Source organism: Variovorax durovernensis (assembly GCF_977011995.1).
In genome coordinates this window covers 2,598,303-2,618,746 of the sequence record NZ_CDRNCW010000001.1, presented here as the reverse complement: position 1 = coordinate 2,618,746, position 20,444 = coordinate 2,598,303, and the positions used below count along the sequence as shown (strand labels likewise).

General features: G+C 67.8%; 17 protein-coding genes. 7 read left to right on the top strand and 10 right to left on the bottom strand.

Translation table 11 applies throughout. The features are described 5' to 3' along the window. Window positions 1-101 precede the first annotated feature (101 nt). Window positions 102-686: a GbsR/MarR family transcriptional regulator gene (locus ACWV14_RS12515; protein WP_422085969.1), complete on the top strand. Its 585-nt coding sequence runs from the start codon at window positions 102-104 to the stop codon at window positions 684-686. A 54-nt stretch (window positions 687-740) separates the two neighbouring features. Here ACWV14_RS12515 and cydX read toward each other — a convergent pair whose 3' ends face one another. The 10 genes from cydX to ACWV14_RS12465 form a co-directional block, all read right to left on the bottom strand. After that, complete coding sequence (cydX, locus tag ACWV14_RS12510; RefSeq protein WP_081267010.1) at window positions 741-890, bottom strand: cytochrome bd-I oxidase subunit CydX; 150 nt, start codon at window positions 888-890, stop codon at window positions 741-743. 18 nt (window positions 891-908) lie between these two features. Next, a complete protein-coding gene (gene cydB, locus ACWV14_RS12505; protein WP_454908906.1) occupies window positions 909-2,063 on the bottom strand; it encodes a cytochrome d ubiquinol oxidase subunit II in 1,155 nt (384 codons plus the stop codon). Beyond that, a complete protein-coding gene (locus ACWV14_RS12500; protein WP_454908905.1) occupies window positions 2,060-3,679 on the bottom strand; it encodes a cytochrome ubiquinol oxidase subunit I in 1,620 nt (539 codons plus the stop codon). Before ACWV14_RS12500 ends, cydB begins: the two co-directional genes overlap by 4 nt. Before the next feature lie 45 nt (window positions 3,680-3,724). Next, the gene (gene cydC, locus ACWV14_RS12495; protein ID WP_454908904.1) at window positions 3,725-5,440 is read right to left on the bottom strand and encodes a thiol reductant ABC exporter subunit CydC; all 1,716 of its coding nucleotides are present in this window, start codon (window positions 5,438-5,440) and stop codon (window positions 3,725-3,727) included. Continuing rightward, window positions 5,437-7,125 (bottom strand): thiol reductant ABC exporter subunit CydD, encoded by a 1,689-nt coding sequence (gene cydD / locus ACWV14_RS12490; RefSeq protein WP_454908903.1) that lies wholly within the window; start codon window positions 7,123-7,125, stop codon window positions 5,437-5,439. The genes cydC and cydD overlap by 4 nt, the downstream gene beginning before the upstream one ends. A gap of 155 nt (window positions 7,126-7,280) precedes the next feature. Beyond that, entirely contained in the window at window positions 7,281-8,393 is a 1,113-nt protein-coding gene (locus ACWV14_RS12485; protein ID WP_454909627.1) for an acyltransferase family protein, read from the bottom strand. A gap of 59 nt (window positions 8,394-8,452) precedes the next feature. Further along, complete coding sequence (locus ACWV14_RS12480; protein ID WP_454908902.1) at window positions 8,453-9,415, bottom strand: NAD(P)H-dependent flavin oxidoreductase; 963 nt, start codon at window positions 9,413-9,415, stop codon at window positions 8,453-8,455. Window positions 9,416-9,494: 79 nt separating this feature from the next. Continuing rightward, window positions 9,495-11,285, bottom strand: coding sequence for an acyl-CoA dehydrogenase (locus ACWV14_RS12475; RefSeq protein WP_454908901.1), 1,791 nt, complete (start codon window positions 11,283-11,285; stop codon window positions 9,495-9,497). A 74-nt stretch (window positions 11,286-11,359) separates the two neighbouring features. Further along, entirely contained in the window at window positions 11,360-12,292 is a 933-nt protein-coding gene (locus ACWV14_RS12470) for an electron transfer flavoprotein subunit alpha/FixB family protein (protein ID WP_081270831.1), read from the bottom strand. 147 nt (window positions 12,293-12,439) lie between these two features. Further along, window positions 12,440-13,189 (bottom strand): electron transfer flavoprotein subunit beta/FixA family protein, encoded by a 750-nt coding sequence (locus tag ACWV14_RS12465; RefSeq protein WP_198088977.1) that lies wholly within the window; start codon window positions 13,187-13,189, stop codon window positions 12,440-12,442. A 441-nt stretch (window positions 13,190-13,630) separates the two neighbouring features. Between ACWV14_RS12465 and ACWV14_RS12460 the strand changes: the two genes are divergently transcribed. The 6 genes from ACWV14_RS12460 to ACWV14_RS12435 are packed head-to-tail and all read left to right on the top strand — an operon-like array spanning window position 13,631 to window position 20,412. Further along, complete coding sequence (locus tag ACWV14_RS12460; protein ID WP_454909626.1) at window positions 13,631-14,389, top strand: class II aldolase/adducin family protein; 759 nt, start codon at window positions 13,631-13,633, stop codon at window positions 14,387-14,389. Window positions 14,390-14,437: 48 nt separating this feature from the next. Then, window positions 14,438-16,000, top strand: coding sequence for an ABC transporter substrate-binding protein (locus tag ACWV14_RS12455; RefSeq protein WP_454908900.1), 1,563 nt, complete (start codon window positions 14,438-14,440; stop codon window positions 15,998-16,000). A gap of 36 nt (window positions 16,001-16,036) precedes the next feature. Beyond that, on the top strand, window positions 16,037-17,011 hold the full coding sequence (locus tag ACWV14_RS12450) for an ABC transporter permease (RefSeq protein WP_081267133.1): 975 nt from the start codon (window positions 16,037-16,039) through the stop codon (window positions 17,009-17,011). A 10-nt stretch (window positions 17,012-17,021) separates the two neighbouring features. Beyond that, window positions 17,022-17,864: an ABC transporter permease gene (locus ACWV14_RS12445; RefSeq protein WP_081267134.1), complete on the top strand. Its 843-nt coding sequence runs from the start codon at window positions 17,022-17,024 to the stop codon at window positions 17,862-17,864. After that, a complete protein-coding gene (locus tag ACWV14_RS12440; RefSeq protein WP_454908899.1) occupies window positions 17,861-19,513 on the top strand; it encodes an ABC transporter ATP-binding protein in 1,653 nt (550 codons plus the stop codon). Before ACWV14_RS12445 ends, ACWV14_RS12440 begins: the two co-directional genes overlap by 4 nt. Further along, entirely contained in the window at window positions 19,510-20,412 is a 903-nt protein-coding gene (locus ACWV14_RS12435) for a 2-hydroxyacid dehydrogenase (RefSeq protein ID WP_454908898.1), read from the top strand. Before ACWV14_RS12440 ends, ACWV14_RS12435 begins: the two co-directional genes overlap by 4 nt. The last annotated feature ends 32 nt before the right edge of the window (window positions 20,413-20,444 follow it).

The following is a 20,444-nucleotide window of genomic DNA, read 5'->3' as shown; positions in this document are numbered from 1 at the left end:
CATGGATATAACCAATATTGGTTATTCGTTAACCTTTCGGGCTTCCCGAGTTTTCGGAAACTTCCGGAAATACAGCACGCCTCGGCGCGACAATCCGGCCCATGGCCACCTCTTCAGACCTCCCGCCCCTCAACCGCCAGTTCGTCGCCCACTTCGGCGAAATGGGCAGCAAATGGGGCATCAACCGCACCGTCGGGCAGATCTACGCGCTGATCTTTCTGTCGGAGCGCGCGCTCAATGCCGACGAAATTGCCGAGCTGCTCGAGTTCTCGCGCTCGAACGTCAGCATGGGTCTGAAGGAATTGCAGGCATGGCGGCTGGTGCACCTGCGCCACCACGCAGGCGACCGGCGCGAATACTTCGAGGCGCCTTCGGACGTGTGGGAAATCTTCCGCGTGCTGGCCGAGGAGCGGCGCCGCCGCGAGATCGAGCCCACGCTCTCGATGCTGCGCAACGCCCTGCTCGAATCACCCACGAGCGATGCCGAGCGCCACGCGCAGGAGCGCATGCGCGAGATGCACGACCTGATCGACCGGCTGATGAAGTGGTTCGACGATGTTCAGCGGCTCGCGCCCGAGACCGCCATGAAACTCATGGGCATGGGCGCGACAGTGACGAAGGTGCTGACGCTCAAGGACCGGATCACCGGCGGCGCGTCGAAAAAGAAAAATCCCGCGGCCGACTGACGCTGCCGGGACCGCGGGATCTGCCGAGGACGGGCGGCCCTGCCGCACCGAGGGCTAGAGCCGCTCCTGTCCTTGCGACGATTCAGGCGTCTCGAGCTTGGCCTTGCGCACGGCATCGTCGTCCATGAGTTCGTACCACATGGCGTTGAGTACGGCGAAAGCGGCTGCCAGCGGCAGGCCGAGGATCCAGGCGAAGTACCACATACTTTTTCCTCCGTTCGTTCAGTAGGCGTGTCCGCTCTCGTCGCGGATGGCTTGTTCGTCGACCTTGCCCCAGAGCACGTGATAGACCCAGCTGGTGTAGGCCACGATGATGGGAATGAAGAAGGCCGTGACCACCAGCATGATGAACAGCGTGAGATGGCTCGACGACGAATCCCACACCGTGAGGCTCGCGCGCGGGTCGATCGACGACGGCAGGATGAACGGGAACATCGACGCGCCCACGCTCAGGATGATGCCGGCGATGCCGAGCGCCGCAGTCAGCAACGCGAGCACCGGGCGGCGCAGCGCGAGGCCGAGCAAAGCCCCCAGCGCGCCGACGAAGCCGGCCACCGGAGCCGCCAGCGTCCACGGATGCGCCGCGTAGTTGGCGGTCCATGCGCCGGCATGCAGCTCGACCGTCTTGAGCATGGGGTTGGACGGCCCCACCGCATCGATCACGCTGCTGATGCGGTAGCCGCCGATGCTCGTGGCCAGCAGCACGCCGGCCAGCGCATACAGCGCGATGGTGAGCATGGCGGCAACCATGCCGTAGGTGCGTGCACGCTCGGCCACCGGCCCCGCCGTCTTCAGCAGCAGCCATGAGGCGCCGTGCATCACCAGCATTGCCACCGACACCAGCCCGCACAGGATCGCGAACGGGTTCAGCAGGCCGAAGAAGCCGCCGTCGTAGAAGATGTGCATGTCGGCGTTGAAGCGGAACGGTACGCCCTGCAGTACGTTGCCCACGGCCACGCCGCAGATCAGCGCGGGCACGAAGCCGCTGAAGAACAGCACCCAGTCCCAGCGCGCGCGCCACTGCGGCGACTCGCGCTTGCTGCGGAACTTGAAGGCCACCGGCCGCAGGATCAGCGCCGTGAGAATCACGAACATCGCCAGGTAGAAGCCCGAGAACGACACGGCGTACAGCTGCGGCCACGCCGCGAAGACCGCGCCGCCGCCCAGGATCAGCCACACCTGATTGCCTTCCCACACCGGGCCCACGCTGTTGATGACGACGCGGCGCTCGATGTCGTTGCGCGCCGCAAAGGGCAGCAGCATGCCGCTGCCCAGGTCGAAGCCGTCGGTCACGGCAAAGCCCACCAGCAGCACGCCGATCAGCAGCCACCAGATGAAGCGCAGGGTGTCGTAGTCGAGGAGTGTGTGGAGTGTCATGCTGCGCTCCCGGTGGAAGGCGAAGGAATGGCCGCGCCCGCGTGGGCCGGCGGAATGTGCGAGAGCGTGTCGCCCTCGTCGGGCGCATGCTCGGCCTCAGGCCCCTTGCGGATGGCCTTGAGCATCAGCTTCATCTCGATGATGAGCAGCGTGGTGTAGATCGCGATGAAGCCCGCGAGCGTGAGCAGCAGCGTCTTCACGCCCAGGTTCGACACGGCCACCGCGGTCGGCAGCACGCCTTCGATCACCCATGGCTGGCGGCCGAACTCCGCCACCAGCCAGCCCGACTCGATGGCGATCCACGGCAGCGGGATCGCGAACACGGCGAGCTTCAGCAGCCAGCGGTGGCTGTCGAGCTTGCGGCACGCCGAGAGCACGAAGAAGGTGCCCGTCAGCAGGATCAGCAGCATGCCGATGCCCACCATCACGCGGAACAGCCAGAACAGCGGCGCCACCTGCGGCACCGTGTCCCATGCGGCCTTGGCGATCTGCTCGTCGGTGGCCTGGCGCGGGTCGTCCACATAGCGCTTGAGCAGCAGCGCATAGCCCATGTTGATGCCGTTGTCCTCGAAGTCCCCGCGCACGCCCTGCGTCACCTTACCGGTGCCGCCCGCTTCGCGGATCTTCTGCAGCGCGTCGTAGGCCTTGAGGCCTTCGCGGATGCGGGCCTCGGCGCGCTTCACGAGTTCGTCGATGCCGGGCATCACCGTGTCGAGCGAGCGTGTGCCGATCAACCCCATCACCCCAGGAATGTGGATGGCGTAGTGCGTCTCGCGCGCCTCCTGGTCGGGAAAGCCGATGACGGTGAAGGCAGCGGGCGCGGGTTGCGTTTCCCACATGGCCTCGATGGCGGCGAGCTTCATCTTCTGGTGTTCGCCCGAGAGATAGCCGCTCTCGTCGCCGAGCACCGCCACCGACAGCGCGGCGGCCAGGCCGAACGAGGCCGCGACCGTCATCGAGCGCTTGGCCAGTTCGAGGTGACGGCCCTTGAGTACGTACCACGCCGACACGCCCAGCACGAACACGGCGGCGCACACATACCCCGCCGACACGGTGTGCACGAACTTGGCCTGCGCCACAGGGTTGGTCAGCACGGCGGCGAAGTCGGTCACTTCCATGCGCATGGTCTGCGGGTTGAAGGCCGCGCCCACCGGGTTCTGCATCCAGCCGTTGGCAATGAGAATCCACAGCGCCGAGAAGTTGGAGCCGATGGCCACGGCCCAGGTGGCGATCAGGTGGCCCACCTTCGAGAGCTTGTCCCAGCCGAAGAAGAACAGCCCGACGAAGGTCGCCTCCATGAAGAAGGCCATGAGCCCTTCGATGGCCAGCGGCGCTCCGAAGATGTCACCCACGTAATGGCTGTAGTAGCTCCAGTTCATGCCGAACTGGAACTCCATCACGATGCCGGTGGCCACGCCCATCGCGAAGTTGATGCCGAACAGCACGCCCCAGAATTTCGTCATGTCGCGCCAGATCACGCGGCCGGTCATCACGTAGACCGTCTCCATGATGGCGATGATGATCGAAAGCCCGAGCGTCAACGGCACGAACAGGAAGTGGTACAGCGCCGTGACGGCAAACTGCAGGCGCGATAGCGCAACGATGTCGAGGTCCATGGGGGTTCTTCCTTTGTGTTCCCTGTTTTCTGTTTTTCTTTCGGCTCAATCCGGGCGCAGGCCGCGCAGCGCGGCGTCGAAGGCATCGCTTCCGCGGCGCAGGTCGGCAACGATGCGGCCGTGCCGCATGCACACGAGCCGGTCGGCCAGCGCGGCTTCGCGGCGCAGGTGCGTGGCGATCAGCAGGGTGCGCGCTCCGGCGTGTTGCGCAAGGCGCTGCAGCACGTCGTGCGCGACGGCGGCGTCGAGCGCCTCGGTCGGTTCGTCGAGCAGCCACAGCGGCACGGGGCGCAGCAGCAGGCGGGCCAACGCGAGCCGGCGCGACTGGCCGCCGGAAAGGCCCAGGCCGCCTTCGCCGAGGCGGGTGTCGAGGCCGGTCGAGAGGGCACGCACATCGGCATCGAGGCCTGCGGCTTGCAGCACGGCCCAGAGACGCTCGTCGCTTGCGGTGGGATCGGCCAGGCGGAGGTTGTCTCGCAGGCTGTCCTGGAAAAGTTCGGTGCGCTGGGTCAGCAGGCAGGCGGGCTGTGAACCAACATGGCCGGCTTGCGGCGTGAGTTCGGCGGCGACGGCAGCCAGCAAGGTGGACTTGCCAGCGCCGCTCGCGCCGACAACCGCGACGCGCTCGCCGGCGCGCAAGGTCAGCGACACATCGCTCAAGACCTCTGTTCGGCTGCCGGGGTGCGCGACGCTGACGTTCTTCAGCTGCAGCGCGAAAAGCTCCCCGCCTTCGGGCTTTTTCGTGGCCGCATCGTCTGCCGAAGAAGCCATGCGCGGTGCGAGGCGCCGCACCGCAAGCCAGGTGCGTCCGGCATCGAGCGCGCCACGGCGCAGCGCCGCGAAAGGCTCGGTTGCCGTGAGCGCCACCAGCAATGCCAACGCAGCCGCCGGTGCGCCGATCAGGCCCTCGCTGACGAGCGTTCCAACGATGAGCAGCACGCCCACGAGGGTCAGCGTGCCCGCGCTGCCGTAGGCGAAGCCGGAAGCCGCCTCGAGCCGGTTCAACGCGAGGTCGGCCTTGGCGAGTCGTGCGTCGGCGCGCATCAGCGCCTCGCGCTGCGCGTCGATGCGGCCTGCCATCACCAGGTCGGTCTGGCCCGCGACAAGGTCGACGGCACGGGCGCGCAAGGCTTCGATGGCATGCGCGCGCCGCACGGCCGGCCGACGAGCGCGCCGCGCCACCAGGAAGGCAATGCCCCAGCCGGTGGCCACGAGCCACAGCGCCAGCGCCGCGCCCATCGCCGCATGCATGAAGCCGAGCACCACGCCCGCCAGCAATGCCGCACCCAGCGCGGCGGCAGCGGGCACCAGCAGGCGCAGGTAAAGCGATTCGAGCGCATCGATGTCCGACGTGAGGCGGAACAGCAGCCGTGCCGGACGCATCAGCAGCGCACGCGCCGCCTCGGGCCTGGCCCAGCCGCGGAACAGGCGCACGCGCAGCGCCGCGAGCACGCCGAAGGTCGCGTCGTGCGTGACGAGCCGTTCGCCATAGCGCGAAGCTGTGCGGCCCAGTGCCAGCAGCCGGATGCCGGCCGAGGGCATGAACACGTCGAAGGTGAAGGCGGTGGCCGCATGCAAACCGGCCAGCGCGGTCGCAGTGATGAACCAGCCGGAGAGGCCGAGCAGCGCCATGCCCGCAAGCACGGTGACGGCGGCAAGCAGGCCGCCCAGCACCAGCGCGCGGGGCTGTTCTGCGAAGAAGGGGCGCAGCACGAGCCGCAGTTCGCGCCACTGCGCAGTTTTGGTTCTGCGGGCGCTCATGCAGCCTTCTCCATGGCTTCGGCGCCGAGGCTCACCACGCGGTCCATGCGCGCCGCGAGCACGGGGTCATGCGTGGCGACGATCAGCGTCTTGCCGCGTGCCAGTTCGACAAGGGCGTCGGCCACGCGGGCGGCGGTCTCGGAATCGAGGTGCGCGGTCGGCTCGTCGACCAGCAGCAGGTCGGCGTGCGGATGCACCGCGATGCGGGCCAGCGCGAGCCGCACGGCTTCGCCCCCGGAGAGGCCGCGCCCGCCCTCGCCCAGCGCCGTGCCGGGATGCGCCTGCGCCACGGCGTCGAGCGAGGCGAAGCGCATGGCCTCGGCCACGCGGGGCGTGCCGACATCCGCGCGGCCCAGGGCCACGTTGGCCTCGACCGATCCGGCGAAGACGTGCGGCGCCTGTCCCATCCACGCCACGCGTTGGCGCAGCGCGGCAATCGTGCGATCGGTGAGCGCGACGCCGCCGATTGAAATCTCGCCGTGCGTCGCCGGCACGAGGCCCGCAAGCAGCGACAGCAACGCCGTCTTGCCCGAGCCGCTGGGCCCGGCCAGCGCGATGTGTTCACCGGCTGCGACGCGAAGCTCCAGGCCGTCGAAGACCGGATTCGTTTCACCCGGCCAGGAGAAATGCAGGCCGTGGATGGCGACGGCGGGGGCGTTCGCGGCAGCACCAGCGGCCGCACGCTTGAGCGCCGCGCTCGCGCCGGGCAGCGGCAGCGTCTTTTGCTGCAGCCCGTCGAGCGCCTGCAGTGCCGCCTCACCGGCCGCCCGGTCGTGCCACACGGCCGACAGTTCGCGCAGCGGCTCGAAGAAAGCCGGCGCCAGCAGCAGGACGAACAGCCCCTCGCCCAGGCTCAGCGTTCGCCCCCACGTGCCGAAGCCGAACGAGCCCAGCAGGTGGAAACCGACATACGCCGCCACCATCGCCACGCCCAGCGCCGAGAAAAGCTCGAGCACGGCCGACGAGAGAAATGCGATGCGCAACACCGACATCGTCCGCACGCGCAGCGACTGCGCGGCATCGCCCAGCCGGTGCGCCGTGGCGTCGACGGCATCGAGCGCGCGCAGCGTCGCCAGGCCGCGCAGGCGATCGAGCAGGAAGGCGTTCATGCTGCCCATCTCGACCATCTGCGCCTCGCTCGCGGCCTTGGCGCGCCAGCCGACGATGGCCATGAAGATCGGGATCAACGGCGCCGCGACCAGCAGCACCAGCGCTGCCACCCACGAGAAGCAAGCCACCGCGCAAAGAATGAAGACCGGCACGACCGTGGCGCGCCAGCGCGCCGGCTGGTAGCGCACGAGGTACGGCACCAGCGCCTCCGCCTGCTCGGCCAGCACGCTGGCGGCCTGGCCCGAAGGCGCGCGGCCCCGGTCCAGCGGCGATCCGCCGGCCAATGCCTCGGCCGTCCGTGCGCGCAGTGCGGTGAGCCGGGCCCGTGCGCGGCCGAAAGTCCGGCGTGCGCCCCAAGCCTCGCAGGCGGCGCGCAGCAAACCCAGCAGCAGAATCGCGCCGGCCGGCAGCCACACCGCGCGAAGGCCCTGCCCCGACGCCAGCCCCTGCACCGCCATCGCCAGCAGTGCCGCCTGCGGCAGCCACAGCAGCGCGGAAGCGCCTTGCACCACCCCGCCGACGTCGGGCGACGCGAAAGCCTTCAACGGCGATCGGGGGTGCGAGTGCTGGGCCATTCCTTGTTTTCTTGGATTTTCAGTATTTACTGAAATTTCCACAATCATACCGGAGACGGGAGCGACTGACGAGCCCGCAGACTGCACGGTCCGGCGCTCGAACGCAACACGTTCGGGAAGATTCAGCCCGGGCGCCCGCGCGGGGCGCCCCCCGGCTAATGAGAAACAGCTATTCCGCTGACCAGCAACGCGGCAAAAAGCATGAACACGCCGCGCCACGAGGCCGGACGCGCCTCGACCCAGCGGTACAGGAGCGCCGCCGCTGCGATCGACAGGCCGAAGGTCGCGACCAGGCCGGCCGCATCGAACCACGCGCCGTGCGGCCCGGCATTCGCCACCGCCGCGTTCATGGCGAGCAGCACCGGAAAGTGGATCAGGAACAGCGAATACGACATGCGCCCCAGCCGCTGCAACGGCACTGCCAGCGCCGGCCAGTGCGCCGGCGACAGCCAGTGCCGGCGCTGCGCGATGGCAATCAGCAGCGCCGTCACCAGCGCGGTGGCGATGCGGCTGCGCCAGTCGATGGCGAGCGCGCCCGCCCCCACCAGCGCCAGCATCGCGACCGCACCCTGCCAGGTGCTGAAGCGCGTGGCGCGGCCGATCCAGAACACCAGCATGCCCAGGCCGTAGGTGCCGAAGAAATAGAAAGCGGTGTCGTCCAGCCCCGCGTTGCGGTTGAACAGTGCGAGCGATGCCACCGCCAGCCCCAGCACCAGCGCCACCGGCAACCAGCGCGCCGACAGGCTGGCGGGCGCCGCGCCGGTGGGGCGCTGCAGCAGCGTGGGCAGCCCGACCAGCGCGAGCGCGAGCGCGAACAGCTGGAAGTCGATGGCCACATACCAGACGCCGGTAGACAGCGACTCATAACCCAGCAGGTCCTGCAGCAGCAACCCATGCGCGACCAGTTGCCCGAAGGTGGGTGCCGCGGGCACCACTTCCTCATCGAGCCACGGCCGCACGACTGCTGCAACCAGCACGCACACGGTGAGCGCGGCCAGGTACGGCATCACCAGCCGCCCGTAGCGCTGCAGGATGCGCGCGACCGGCCGGTCGACGCGCAGCATGCCGTCGGGCGCCAGGCTTGCCGCCGCCAGGAAGCCTGCGATCACCAGGAAAACCTGCACCGCAAGCCGCCCCTCGTTGGACAGCCAGGCGAAGAAATCGGGCGCGAGCGCATACGCGCCGGCCGGCATGGGGCCGTAGCGCGACAGGTGATGCCCGACGATCACGGCGCACGCAATGCCCTTTGCCGCATCGAGCAGCGGCATGCGTCCCGCCGATGGCGACGGCGCCCGGGCGACGGGCGCCACGCCGTTCGCGACGGCGGTCAAAGCGCCAACCGCTGCCTTGCTTCCTGGTACTCGCGCTTGAGCTTCTCGATGAAGGCCGCGGCGCTGGCCACTTCGGTCACGGCGCCGATGCCCTGGCCCGAGCCCCAGATGTCTTTCCAGGCCTTGGCCTTGCTGCTGTCGCCGGTCGCGAAGTTCATGGTCTTGAGGTCGCCTTCCGGCAGGTTGGCCGGGTCCATGCCGGCCTTGACGATGCTCGGCGCGAGGTAGTTGCCGTGCACGCCGGTGAACAGGTTCGAATAGACGATGTCGTCCGAGTTGCCGTCGACGATGGCCTGTTTGTACTCCTCGCTGGCGCGGGCTTCCTCGGTCGCGATGAAGGCGGTGCCGATGTAGGCGAAGTCGGCACCCATGGCCTGCGCCGCGAGCACCGCGCCGCCGGTGGCGATGGAACCCGACAGCGCGATCGGGCCGTCGAACCACTGGCGAATCTCTTGCACCAGCGCGAACGGGCTTTTTACGCCCGCGTGGCCGCCCGCACCGGCCGCCACGGCGATGATGCCGTCGGCGCCCTTCTCCACCGCCTTTTGCGCGAACTTGTTGTTGATGATGTCGTGCAGCGTCACGCCGCCATAGCTGTGCACCGCGTCGTTCACGTCGGTGCGCGCGCCCAGCGAGGTGATGACGATCGGCACCTTGTACTTCACGACCATCTCCATGTCGTGCTCGAGCCGGTCGTTGCTCTTGTGCACGATCTGGTTGATGGCAAAGGGAGCGGCCGGCTTGTCGGGGTTGGCCTTGTTGTAGGCCGCCAGCTCTTCGGTGATCTCGATCAGCCACTCTTCGAGCTGCGCCGCGGGACGCGCGTTGAGCGCGGGCATCGAGCCGACCACGCCCGCCTTGCATTGCGCAATCACGAGCTTGGGGTTGCTGATGATGAACAGCGGCGAGCCGATGATCGGCAGCGGCAGGTTCGCGAGTACGGGGGGCAGCTTGGACATGTCGTCTCCGGAAATGGGTTCGGTTTTATAAGAGAGAGGGGCCGCTGCAGCCCGTCAGATGGGCGACAGCGGCCGCGCGTCAGAACGCGTCGAGCGCCAGGGCCGTGACGCTCTCGGCGCCGTCGACGATGCTGTCGCGAATGCCCGGCACCTTGTTCAGGATGTGCTCGGCGTAGAAGCGCGCGGTGGCTACCTTGGCCAGCATGAAGTCGGTGTCGAAGCTGCGCGAGGCCAGGTCCTGCGCAATGATCAGCGAGCGCGCGAGCTGCCAGCCGGCCACCAGGTTGCCCGCGAGCATCAGGTAGGGCACGCTGCCGGCAAACACCGCGTTGGGCGATGCCTTGGTCTGTCCGGCCACGAAGTCGACCACGTCGACGAAAGCCAGGCGCGCGGCCTTCAGGCGCTTGAGCACGGCAACCGCGGCGGGGTTGTCGCTCTTTGCCAGCTCGGCTTCGGTCTTCTCGATCTGCGCGGCAATCGCCTTCGCGGTCTGGCCGCCGTCGCGCGCGGTCTTGCGGCCCACGAGGTCGTTGGCCTGGATGGCGGTGGTGCCTTCGTAGATCGTGAGGATCTTCGCGTCGCGGTAGTACTGCGCGGCGCCGGTTTCCTCGATGAAGCCCATGCCGCCGTGCACCTGCACGCCGAGCGAAGTCACTTCCAGGCTCATCTCGGTGCTGTAGCCCTTGACGAGCGGCACCATGAATTCGTAGAACGCTTGGTTCTGCTTGCGCGCGTCGGCATCGGGATGGTGGTGCGCGGCGTCGTAGGCGGCGGCGGCCACGCTGGCCATTGCGCGGCAGCCTTCGGTGTAGGCGCGCATCGTCATCAGCATGCGCTTGACGTCAGGGTGGTGAATGATCGGTGCGCTGGCGTTGATCGAGCCATCGACCGGGCGGCTCTGCACGCGGTCCTTGGCATAGGCCACGGCGTGCTGGTAGGCGCGCTCGGCAATCGCGATGCCCTGCATGCCCACGGCGTAGCGCGCCGAGTTCATCATGATGAACATGTACTCGAGGCCGCGGTTCTCCTGGCCGACGATGTAGCCCACGGCGCCGCCATGGTCGCCGTACTGCAGCACGGCGGTGGGCGATGCCTTGATGCCCATCTTGTGCTCGATGCTCACGCAGTGCACGTCGTTGCGCTCGCCAAGCGAGCCGTCCTTGTTCACGAGGAACTTGGGCACGACGAACAGGCTGATGCCCTTCACGCCTTCGGGCGCGCCGGTCACGCGGGCGAGCACCAGGTGCACGATGTTCTCGGCCATGTCGTGCTCACCGTAGGTGATGAAGATCTTGGTGCCGAACACCTTGTAGGTGCCGTCGGGCTGCGGCTCTGCGCGGCTGCGCACCATGGCCAGGTCGCTGCCTGCCTGCGGCTCGGTGAGGTTCATCGTGCCGGTCCACTGGCCGCTCACGAGCTTTTCGAGATACACCGCCTTCAGTTCGTCGGAGCCGGCCGTGAGCAGCGCCTCGATGGCACCGTCGCTCAGCAGCGGACACAGCGCGAAGCTCATGTTGGCCGAGTTCAGCATTTCGCCGCAGGCCGCGCCGATGGTCTTGGGCAGGCCCTGGCCGCCAAAGTCCGACGGATGCTGCAGGCCCTGCCAGCCGCCCGACACGTACTGCGCAAAGGCTTCCTTGAAGCCCGGCGTGGTGGTGACGACGCCATCCTTGAACGACGAGGGGTTGCGGTCGCCCGCGATGTTCAGCGGCGCAACCACGTCCTGGTTGAAACGGGCGCATTCCTCGAGTACGGCCTGCGCGGTTTCGAGGCCGGCGTCCTCGAAGCCGGGCAGCTTGGCGATCTCGCCGATGTTGGCCAGGTGCTCGATGTCGAACAGCATGTCCTTGATGGGGGCGGTGTAGCTCATGTCTTGTCTCCAGATACAGCGGATACGAAAAGGGCATCGCGAACGATGCCCTCCGGCTCAGTGCAGCGATGCGATCAGAGCGCCTTCACCAGTTCGGGCACGGCCACGAACAGGTCGGCCACGAGGCCGTAGTCGGCCACCGAGAAGATCGGTGCCTCTTCGTCCTTGTTGATCGCGACGATGACTTTCGAGTCCTTCATGCCGGCCAGATGCTGGATGGCGCCCGAGATGCCCGCTGCGATGTACAGCTGCGGCGCGACGATCTTGCCCGTCTGGCCCACTTGCCAGTCGTTCGGCGCGTAGCCTGCGTCGACTGCTGCACGGCTGGCACCCAGGCCTGCGTTCAGCTTGTCCGCCAGCGGCGTCATCACTTCGGTGAACTTCTCTGCGCTGCCCAGGGCACGGCCGCCCGAGACGATGATCTTGGCGGCCGTCAGCTCGGGGCGGTCGCTCTTGGTCACTTCGCGGCTCACGAAGCTGCTCTTGCCGCTGTCTGCCACGCCCTCAGCGGTTTCGACGGTTGCGCTGCCACCGGTGGCGGCTGCCGCGTCGAAGCCGGTCGTGCGAACCGTGATCACCTTGGTGGCGTCGCTGCTCTGCACCGTGGCAATCGCGTTGCCGGCGTAGATCGGGCGCTCGAAGGTGTCGGGGCTGTCGACCTTGGTGATGTCAGAGATCTGTGCCACGTCCAGCTTGGCGGCCACGCGCGGTGCCACGTTCTTGCCGTTGGCGGTCGATGGGAACAGGATGTGGCTGTAGTTCGCTGCGATCGCCAGCACTTGCGCTGCGACGTTCTCGGCGAGGTTCTCTGCCAGGCTGGGGCTGTCTGCGGCGATGACCTTGGTCACGCCTGCGATCTGGGCGGCTGCCTTGGCGGCTTCGGCTGCATTGGCGCCGGCCACGAGCACGTGCACTTCACCGCCGCAAGCCAGGGCAGCGGTCACGGTGTTCAAGGTAGCCGGCTTGATGCTGGCGTGGTCGTGTTCGGCAATAACAAGTGCGGTCATTTCATTTCTCCTGTGCGGCAATTTGCGGCACGCGATTCAACGAGACTTTTCGGGGAACACCGCGGAACCGGCTTTGCCGGGCCGCTGGTGTTGCCCCCGGTAGGGGGGTGGCGTAGCGACACGAAGTGCGCGAAGCCTGGGGGCGAGTCAAATGACTTTCGCTTCGTTCTTCAGTTTGTCCACCAGCGTTGCAACGTCAGGCACCTTGATGCCGGCACCGCGCTTGGGCGGCTCGCTGACCTTCAGGGTCTTCAGGCGCGGCTTGACGTCCACACCCAGGTCTTCGGGCTTGAAGGTGTCCAGCTGCTTCTTCTTGGCCTTCATGATGTTCGGCAGCGTCACGTAGCGCGGCTCGTTCAGGCGCAGGTCGGTGGTGATGACCGCCGGCAGCGTGAGCGTCAGCGTTTCCATGCCGCCGTCGACTTCGCGGGAAACCGTGGCCTTGTCGCCTGCGACTTCGACCTTGGAGGCGAAGGTGGCTTGCGGCAGGTCGGCCAGCGCAGCCAGCATCTGGCCGGTCTGGTTGGCGTCGTCGTCGATGGCCTGCTTGCCCAGGATGATCAGCTGGGGTTGTTCCTTGTCGACCAGCGCCTTGAGCAGCTTGGCCACGGCCAGGGGCTGCAGCTCTTCGGTGGTCTCGACCAGGATGCCGCGGTCGGCGCCGATGGCCATCGCGGTGCGCAGGGTTTCCTGGCACTTGGCGTCACCGCACGAGACGGCGATGACTTCGGTGACCACGCCCTTTTCCTTCAGGCGCACGGCCTCTTCGACAGCGATCTCGTCGAAGGGGTTCATGCTCATCTTGACGTTGGCAATGTCCACCCCGGTGCCGTCGCTCTTCACGCGCACCTTCACGTTGTAATCGACGACCCGTTTGACAGGTACCAGAACCTTCATTGACTTGACTCCATTGGATTGCAAAAAGGGGGCTTCGAGGGCAAACCGGTCATTCTAGGGCGCGACCTTTGCCGCCTCTCCATTCTTCCCGCCGGCGCTGGCACCAGAAAAAAGAACGATCGTGCTTTTTAGCGATTATAAAGCAGCGCCGCAGACCTGAGCCTCCCGGCGGACAAGATATTTGGCCCGCCGCCAGGCGTGCAGACATCTGCGCCGTGCTGCACGGCTCGCACGGAAATCGATATCCGCGCCCGCTCGCGGTGCACGCGCGGTCGGCAATAGCGCCATCTGCAGCCATTTCCCGGGTTTTCGCCGATATCTGGGCTGGCACGCAACATGCAAGATGAATACTGTCGACAGCTGACTGTCGATCTTCGGAGATCCAAAATGGAAACAGCAGAACGCAGCCTCCCGGACGTACGCGGCAACGCCCGCCCACCCATGACGCCCGCGGAGCGCCAGATCCGGCAGGACCTGGCCGCCGCCTACCGGCTCGTCGCCCTGTACGGCATGGACGACAGCATCTACACCCACATCTCCGCCCGCGTGCCCGGCACCACGGACCAGTTCCTGATCAACCCCTTCGGGATGCTGTTTCGAGACATCACGGCGTCCTCGCTCGTGAAGATCGACCTGGAAGGCAACGTCGTCGAGCCCTCCGACCACGACGTGAACCCGGCCGGCTTCACGATCCACAGCGCCGTGCACGCCGCCCGCCATGACGCCGCCTGCGTGCTGCACACCCACACCGTCGCCGGCGTGGCGGTGTCCTCGCTGGCCGGCGGGCTGCAGCCCTGCAACCAGTGGGCGCTGCAGTTCCACAACCGCGTGACGTATCACGAGTTCGAGGGGATCGCGCTCAACCACGAGGAGCGCGAGCGCCTGGTCGCCGACCTCGGGCCGACCTCCCGTGCGCTGATCCTGCGAAACCACGGGCTGATCACGCTGGGCCGCAGCGTGGCCGAGGCCTTCATCCTCATGCACAACCTGGAACGCGCCTGCCGCGTGCAGGTCGCCATCCAGGGCACCGGCCAGCCGGTGCACCCGGTGCCCGAGGAGGTTTGCGAGCTGACCGCGCGCCAGTACGAGAGCGGCGACACGAACCGCCTCGCCTCCATACCCGACGACCCCTATGCCCGCGAATGGCGCGCGCTGCTGCAGCGGCTTGCGCCGCCCACCGCGGCTTCCTTCCGCGACTGAGATTCACCCGTTCTTCACCGCCCTCCCCACTCTGAAAGGTCCGCCCCGATGAAACGCCGCAACCTCATCCAAGCCGGCTCCGCCGCCCTCGGCCTGTCCATTGCCGGGGTGCCCCTGCACAGCCTGGCGCAAGCCAGGAAGGGTGTCGTCAACGTGCTGGTCCAGCCCGAACCGCCCGGACTCATGATGGGCATCGTGCAGAACGGCCCCACCCAGCTGATCGCCGGCAACATCTACGAAGGCCTGCTGCGCTACAACGAAAAGCTCGAGCCGCAGCCCCAGCTCGCCACCTCCTGGACAGTGAGCGCGGACAGCAAGACCTACGTCTTCAAGCTCAAGCCCAACGTCAAGTGGCACGACGGCAAGCCCTTCACGGCCGACGACGTGGTGTTCTCCTGCGACGTGTTCCTGCGCAAGACGCACGCGCGCTTCCGCGCCAGCCTGGCGCAGGTGGAATCGATCAAGGCGCTCGACCCGCTCACCGTGGAGTTCAAGCTCAAGCAGCCGTTCGGCCCCTTCATGGGCATCTTCGAGAACGGCACCATGCCCATGGTGCCCAAGCACATCTACGAAGGCACCGACTTCGCGACCAACCCCGCCAACGCCACGCCGATCGGCACGGGCCCGCTCAAGTTCAAGGAATGGGTCAAGGGCTCCTACATCAACCTGGTGGCCAACGAGAACTACCACCAGCCGGGCGTCGTCGGCGTGGAGAGCGTGTATTTCCACGTGATCCCCGACGCCGCCGCGCGCGCCGCCGCGTTCGAGTCGGGCAAGGTCGACATCGCACCGGGCGGCACCGTGGAGTACTTCGACGTGGCCCGCCTGGCCAAGCTGCCGGGCGCGGCGGTGACCACCAAGGGCTGGGAGTTCTTCGCGCCGCACAGCTGGCTGTGGATGAACAACCGCACGGCCCCCATGAACAACGTGAAGTTCCGCCAGGCCGTGTGGACCGCCATCGACCGCGAGGCCATGGCCAAAGTCGCCTGGTACGGCTACGCAAAGCCGGCCACGGGCCCCTTCAACAGCCACATCGCCTACGCCAGCGACGACGTGACCAAGTACCCGCGCGACGTCGGCAAGGCCAAGAAGCTGGTATCCGAATCGGGCTACAAGGGCGAGACGCTCCGCCTGCTGCCGCTGCCCTACGGCGAGTCCTGGCAGCGCCAGGCCGAGATCGTGCGCCAGAACCTCACGCAGGCCGGCATCAAGGTCGAGATGGTCGCCACCGACGTGGCCGGCTGGAACCAGCGCAACAGCGAATGGGACTTCGACCTGGCCTTTACCTACGTCTACCAGTACGGCGACCCGGCGCTCGGCGTGGGGCGCAACTACACCAGCGACAACATCGCCAAGGGCTCGCCGTTCAACAACGTGGCGGGCTACGTGAACCCCAAGGTCGACGAGCTGTTCGCCGCCGGCGCGCGCGAGAGCGATCCGGCCAAGCGCCGCGCGATCTACCTGGAAGTGCAGAAGCTGCTGGTCGACGAAGTGCCCGTGGCCTGGCTTCACGAGATCAACTTCCCGACGCTGTACCGCACCAGGATCCAGAACGTGGTGTCTTCGGGCATCGGCCTGAACGACAGCCTGGGCCGCGTCAAGCTGGCCTGACCATCTCATCCCCCGCGTGCCCGAATCGAGCTTGCAATGAAACGACTGCAGTTCATGTCCGTGCGCTTGCTGCAGGGCCTGCTGGCCCTGCTGGTGATCGCCACTGTCAACTTCCTGCTGGTTCGCGCGGCACCGGGCGATCCGGTCTCCGTCATGGCCGGCGAGGCCGGCGCATCCGACGCGCAGTTCGTGGCCCAGCTGCGAGAGCAGTTCGGCCTCGACCAGCCGCTGCCCGTGCAGCTCGGCAACTACCTGGGCCACGTGCTCAAGCTCGACCTGGGCTTCTCCTATCGCCAGCAGCAGCCGGTGGTCGACCTGATCCTGCAGCGCATGCCGGCCACGCTGCTGCTGACGGGCACGGCCTTCGGGCTCTCGCTGCTGTTCGGCATCGTGCTCGGCGCGCTGGCCAGCCGCAACGCTGGCAAGTGGCAGGACAGCCTTATCACCGTGGTCGCGCTGGTGTTCTACGCCACGCCGCTGTACTGGCTGGCGATGATGGCGGTGCTGCTGTTCACGGTGCAGCTCGACCTGCTGCCCGCCTTCGGCTTCTTCACCGTGGGCGCGGACCTCACGGGCATCGACAAGGCGGTGGACATCGCCAAGCACCTGATCCTGCCTTCGCTCACGCTGGCGCTGTTCTACATGGCGGTCTATGCGCGCATGACGCGCGCCTCCATGCTCGAGGTCGCGCAGATGGACTTCGTGAAGACCGCGCGCGCCAAGGGCGTGTCCCCCGGGCGCATCCAGCGCAAGCACATCCTGCGCAACGCGCTGCTGCCGGTGGTCACGCTGGCCGGCATCCAGGCCGGCGGCATGATCGGAGGCGCCGTGCTGACCGAGACGGTGTTCGCCTGGCCCGGCATCGGCCGGCTCATGTTCGACGCGCTGCTGCAGCGCGACTACAACCTGCTGCTCGGCTGCTTCCTGTTCACCGCGGCCATGGCCGTGCTGTTCAACCTCATCACCGATTTCGTCTACACGCTCGTCGATCCCCGCATCGAGCTGAGCTGAGGAGCCGTTCATGAAAAGCAAATTCTGGCGGCGCTTCAGCCGCAACAAGGGCGCGGTCTTCGGCCTGATCGTGCTGATGCTGGTGGCGCTGGTCACGGCCCTGGGCCCCTTCATCGCGCAGAACAACCCCTGGGACATGGTCGGCACGCCCTTCGCGGCACCCATGGCGGAACAGGGCCTGCTGCTGGGCACCGACACCATGGGCCGCGACATCCTGTCGGGCATCGTCACCGGCGCGCGCGTATCGCTGCTGATCGGCGTGGTCTCCACCGTGGTCTCGCTGCTGATCGGCGTGTCCATCGGTGCCGTCTCGGGCTACTTCGGCGGCTGGATCGATGCCACGCTGATGCGCTTCACAGAGCTGTTCCAGGCCATCCCCAGCTTCGCGCTGGCCATCGTGCTGGTGGCCATCTTCCAGCCCTCGGTGCAGTCCATCGTCACGGCCATCGCGATCGTGTCGTGGCCGCCCGTGGCGCGGCTGGTGCGCAGCGAATTCCTGACGCTGCGCCAGCGCGACTTCGTGGCGGCCGCCCAACTCGCGGGCCAGTCCACGCCGCGCATCATCCTGACGCAGATCCTGCCCAACGCCGCCTCGCCCATCGTGGTGATGGCCTCGCTGATGGTGGCCACCGCCATCCTGCTCGAGTCCAGCCTGAGCTTCCTGGGCCTGGGCGACCCGAACCAGATGAGCTGGGGCTACATGGTCGGCTCGGCGCGCACGGTGCTGCGCCAGGCGTGGTGGATGGCGGTGTTCCCGGGCGTGGCCATCCTGCTAACGGTGCTCGCGCTGAACCTGGTTGGCGAAGGCCTGAACGACGGGCTCAATGCGCGCGCCGACGGGAGGGGCAAATGAAAATGGAAAAGATTGCTTCGCTCGTTGCGCCCGTGCTGGAAATCCAGGCCCTGGACATCCGCCTGCCCCATGGCGCAGACCGCGAACTGGCGGTCCGGGGCGCGTCGCTGCAGCTGCTGCCGGGCCAGACGCTGTGCGTGGTCGGCGAGTCGGGCTCGGGCAAGTCCATGATCGCCAACGCCATCATGGGCCTGCTGCCCCGGCCGCACGTGGAGCCGGTGGCCGGCCGCATCCTGTTCGACGGACAGGACCTGCTGCAGCTCGACGAGGCACAGCTTCGCACGCTGCGCGGCCGGCGCATCGGCATGGTGTTCCAGGAACCCATGACGGCGCTGAACCCGGTCATGCGCATCGGCGAGCAGATCGCCGAGGTGTTCGACGCGCACGTGAAGCTGCCGGCCGCGCAGAAGCGCCAGCGCATCCTCGCGGCGCTGGCCGACGTCGGCCTGCCCGAGCCCGAGGTGCTGATCGACAGCTACCCGTTTCGCCTGTCCGGCGGCCAGCGCCAGCGCGTGATGATCGCCTGCGCGCTCGCGCTGGAGCCGGCCCTGCTGATCTGCGACGAACCCACGACCGCGCTGGACGTGACCACGCAGGCGCAGATCCTGAAGCTCATCCGCGAGCTGCAGCAGCGCAAGGGCACGGCGGTGCTGTTCATCACGCACGACTTCGGCGTGGTCTCCGAGATAGCCGACCAGGTGGTGGTGATGCAGACGGGCGAGGTGGTCGAAGCCGGCCCGGCCGCCGCCGTGCTGGCGCGGCCCCAGCATGCCTACACGCGCAAGCTCATCGCGGCCATACCTGACGGCCGGATGCGCGCGCCGACCGAGGAACGCCCCATCGAGCACGTGCTGCAGGTGCAGGAGCTGCGCAAGACCTACGTGACCGGCGGCGGCCTGTTCAGCAAGGGCCGGCGCGTGGAGGCGGCCAAGGGACTGTCGTTCGACCTGCGCCGCGGCGAGACGCTGGGGCTGGTCGGCGAATCGGGTTCGGGCAAGTCCACCGTGGGCCGCTGCATCGTGGGCCTGTCGCCGTTCGACAGTGGCCGCGTGCTGTTCAAGGGCCGTGCGCTGCAGTCGGGCGCGCAGTTCCGGGCGCAGTCGCAGGGCAAGATCCAGATGGTGTTCCAGGACCCCTATGCCTCGCTGAACCCGCGCCACCGCATCGGCCCGGCCATCGCGGCCGGCCCCATCGCGCAGGGCGTGCCCAAGGCGCAGGCCATGGCCCGCGCGATGGAACTGCTGGAGCTGGTGGGCCTCAAGCCCGACGCGGCGGAGCGCTTTCCGCACGAGTTCTCCGGCGGCCAGCGCCAGCGCATCGGCATCGCCCGCGCACTGGCCATGGAGCCGCAACTGCTGGTGGCCGACGAGCCCGTCTCCGCGCTCGACGTGTCGGTGCAGGCCCAGGTGCTGAGGCTGTTCGCGGAGGTGCGCGAGCGCTTCCAGCTGGCCATGGTGTTCATCACGCACGACCTGCGCGTGGCCGGCGAAATGTGCGACCACATCGCCGTGATGCAGCGCGGCCAGATCGTCGAATACGGCGAGACCGCCAAGGTGCTGGCGAACCCGCAACACGACTACACGCGCACATTGATCGAGGCGCAGCCGAGGCTGTCGGCTGCGGCCGCGCAGCAGGCGGTGGCCGCATGACGCTCAACATCGCACTGGTCTCCGACCAGATCGCCATGGACTACCTGCAGCCCGCCTTCAGGGAACGCTTTCCGCAGGCCCGGCTGCACCGCATCGACACCGAGGTCCAGGAGCTCGACGCGCTAGGCGAAATCGACACCGTGGTCTGCTGGTCGCCGCCGCCGGGGCTGCTCGCGCGCATGCCACGCCTGCGCCTGGTGCAGTCAGTGGGCGCGGGCACCGATCACATCACGCGCGACCCCGCGCTTCCCGACGTGCCGGTCCGCCGCATCGTCGACCCCGACATGGCCGATGGCATGAACGCGTACGTGGCATGGGCCGTGGTGCACGGCCAGCGCCACATGGGCGCCTATCTGGACAGCCAGCGCCGCGCAGCCTGGGAAGAAGCGCCCATCGAGCCCCCGGGCCGGCACCGCGTGGGCATCGCGGGCCTGGGCGTGCTTGGGCAGTCGGTCGCGCTCGCGCTGCTTGCCATCGGCTACCGCGTGCGCGGCTGGAGCCGCAGTCCCAAGGACGAACTGCCCGCGGGCATCGAGGCCTTCCACGGCGATGCGGCGCGCGGCGAGTTCCTGGCCGGCTGCGACACCCTGGTCTGCCTGCTGCCGCTGACCGACGACACGCGCGGCATCCTGGATGCCGCGTTGTTCGCCCAGCTGCCGCGCGGCGCGCGCCTCGTCAACGCCGGCCGCGGCGCCCACCTCGTGCAGGAAGACCTGCTTGCGGCGCTGCAAAGCGGCCAGCTCGCCAGCGCCGTGCTGGACGCCTTCGTCGAGGAACCGCTGCCGGCCGGCCACCCCTTCTGGAGCCATCCGCGCATCGTCGTCACGCCGCACATCGCGACGCGCACCCGGCCCGAGGCCATTGCGCGGCAGACCCACGACAACCTGGCGCGCCTGTAGCCACTTTTCAGCGCCCGACATTCAAAAGAGGA

Bases quoted from the DNA above. Each gene is read 5' to 3' on its own strand.
- ACWV14_RS12515 (WP_422085969.1), top strand. From the start codon at position 102: ATGGCCACCTCTTCAGACCTCCCGCCCCTCAACCGCCAGTTCGTCGCC.
- cydX (WP_081267010.1), bottom strand. From the start codon at position 890: ATGTGGTACTTCGCCTGGATCCTCGGCCTGCCGCTGGCAGCCGCTTTC.
- cydB (WP_454908906.1), bottom strand. From the start codon at position 2,063: ATGACACTCCACACACTCCTCGACTACGACACCCTGCGCTTCATCTGG.
- ACWV14_RS12500 (WP_454908905.1), bottom strand. From the start codon at position 3,679: ATGGACCTCGACATCGTTGCGCTATCGCGCCTGCAGTTTGCCGTCACG.
- cydC (WP_454908904.1), bottom strand. From the start codon at position 5,440: ATGAGCGCCCGCAGAACCAAAACTGCGCAGTGGCGCGAACTGCGGCTC.
- cydD (WP_454908903.1), bottom strand. From the start codon at position 7,125: ATGGCCCAGCACTCGCACCCCCGATCGCCGTTGAAGGCTTTCGCGTCG.
- ACWV14_RS12485 (WP_454909627.1), bottom strand. From the start codon at position 8,393: ATGCCGCTGCTCGATGCGGCAAAGGGCATTGCGTGCGCCGTGATCGTC.
- ACWV14_RS12480 (WP_454908902.1), bottom strand. From the start codon at position 9,415: ATGTCCAAGCTGCCCCCCGTACTCGCGAACCTGCCGCTGCCGATCATC.
- ACWV14_RS12475 (WP_454908901.1), bottom strand. From the start codon at position 11,285: ATGAGCTACACCGCCCCCATCAAGGACATGCTGTTCGACATCGAGCAC.
- ACWV14_RS12470 (WP_081270831.1), bottom strand. From the start codon at position 12,292: ATGACCGCACTTGTTATTGCCGAACACGACCACGCCAGCATCAAGCCG.
- ACWV14_RS12465 (WP_198088977.1), bottom strand. From the start codon at position 13,189: ATGAAGGTTCTGGTACCTGTCAAACGGGTCGTCGATTACAACGTGAAG.
- ACWV14_RS12460 (WP_454909626.1), top strand. From the start codon at position 13,631: ATGACGCCCGCGGAGCGCCAGATCCGGCAGGACCTGGCCGCCGCCTAC.
- ACWV14_RS12455 (WP_454908900.1), top strand. From the start codon at position 14,438: ATGAAACGCCGCAACCTCATCCAAGCCGGCTCCGCCGCCCTCGGCCTG.
- ACWV14_RS12450 (WP_081267133.1), top strand. From the start codon at position 16,037: ATGAAACGACTGCAGTTCATGTCCGTGCGCTTGCTGCAGGGCCTGCTG.
- ACWV14_RS12445 (WP_081267134.1), top strand. From the start codon at position 17,022: ATGAAAAGCAAATTCTGGCGGCGCTTCAGCCGCAACAAGGGCGCGGTC.
- ACWV14_RS12440 (WP_454908899.1), top strand. From the start codon at position 17,861: ATGAAAATGGAAAAGATTGCTTCGCTCGTTGCGCCCGTGCTGGAAATC.
- ACWV14_RS12435 (WP_454908898.1), top strand. From the start codon at position 19,510: ATGACGCTCAACATCGCACTGGTCTCCGACCAGATCGCCATGGACTAC.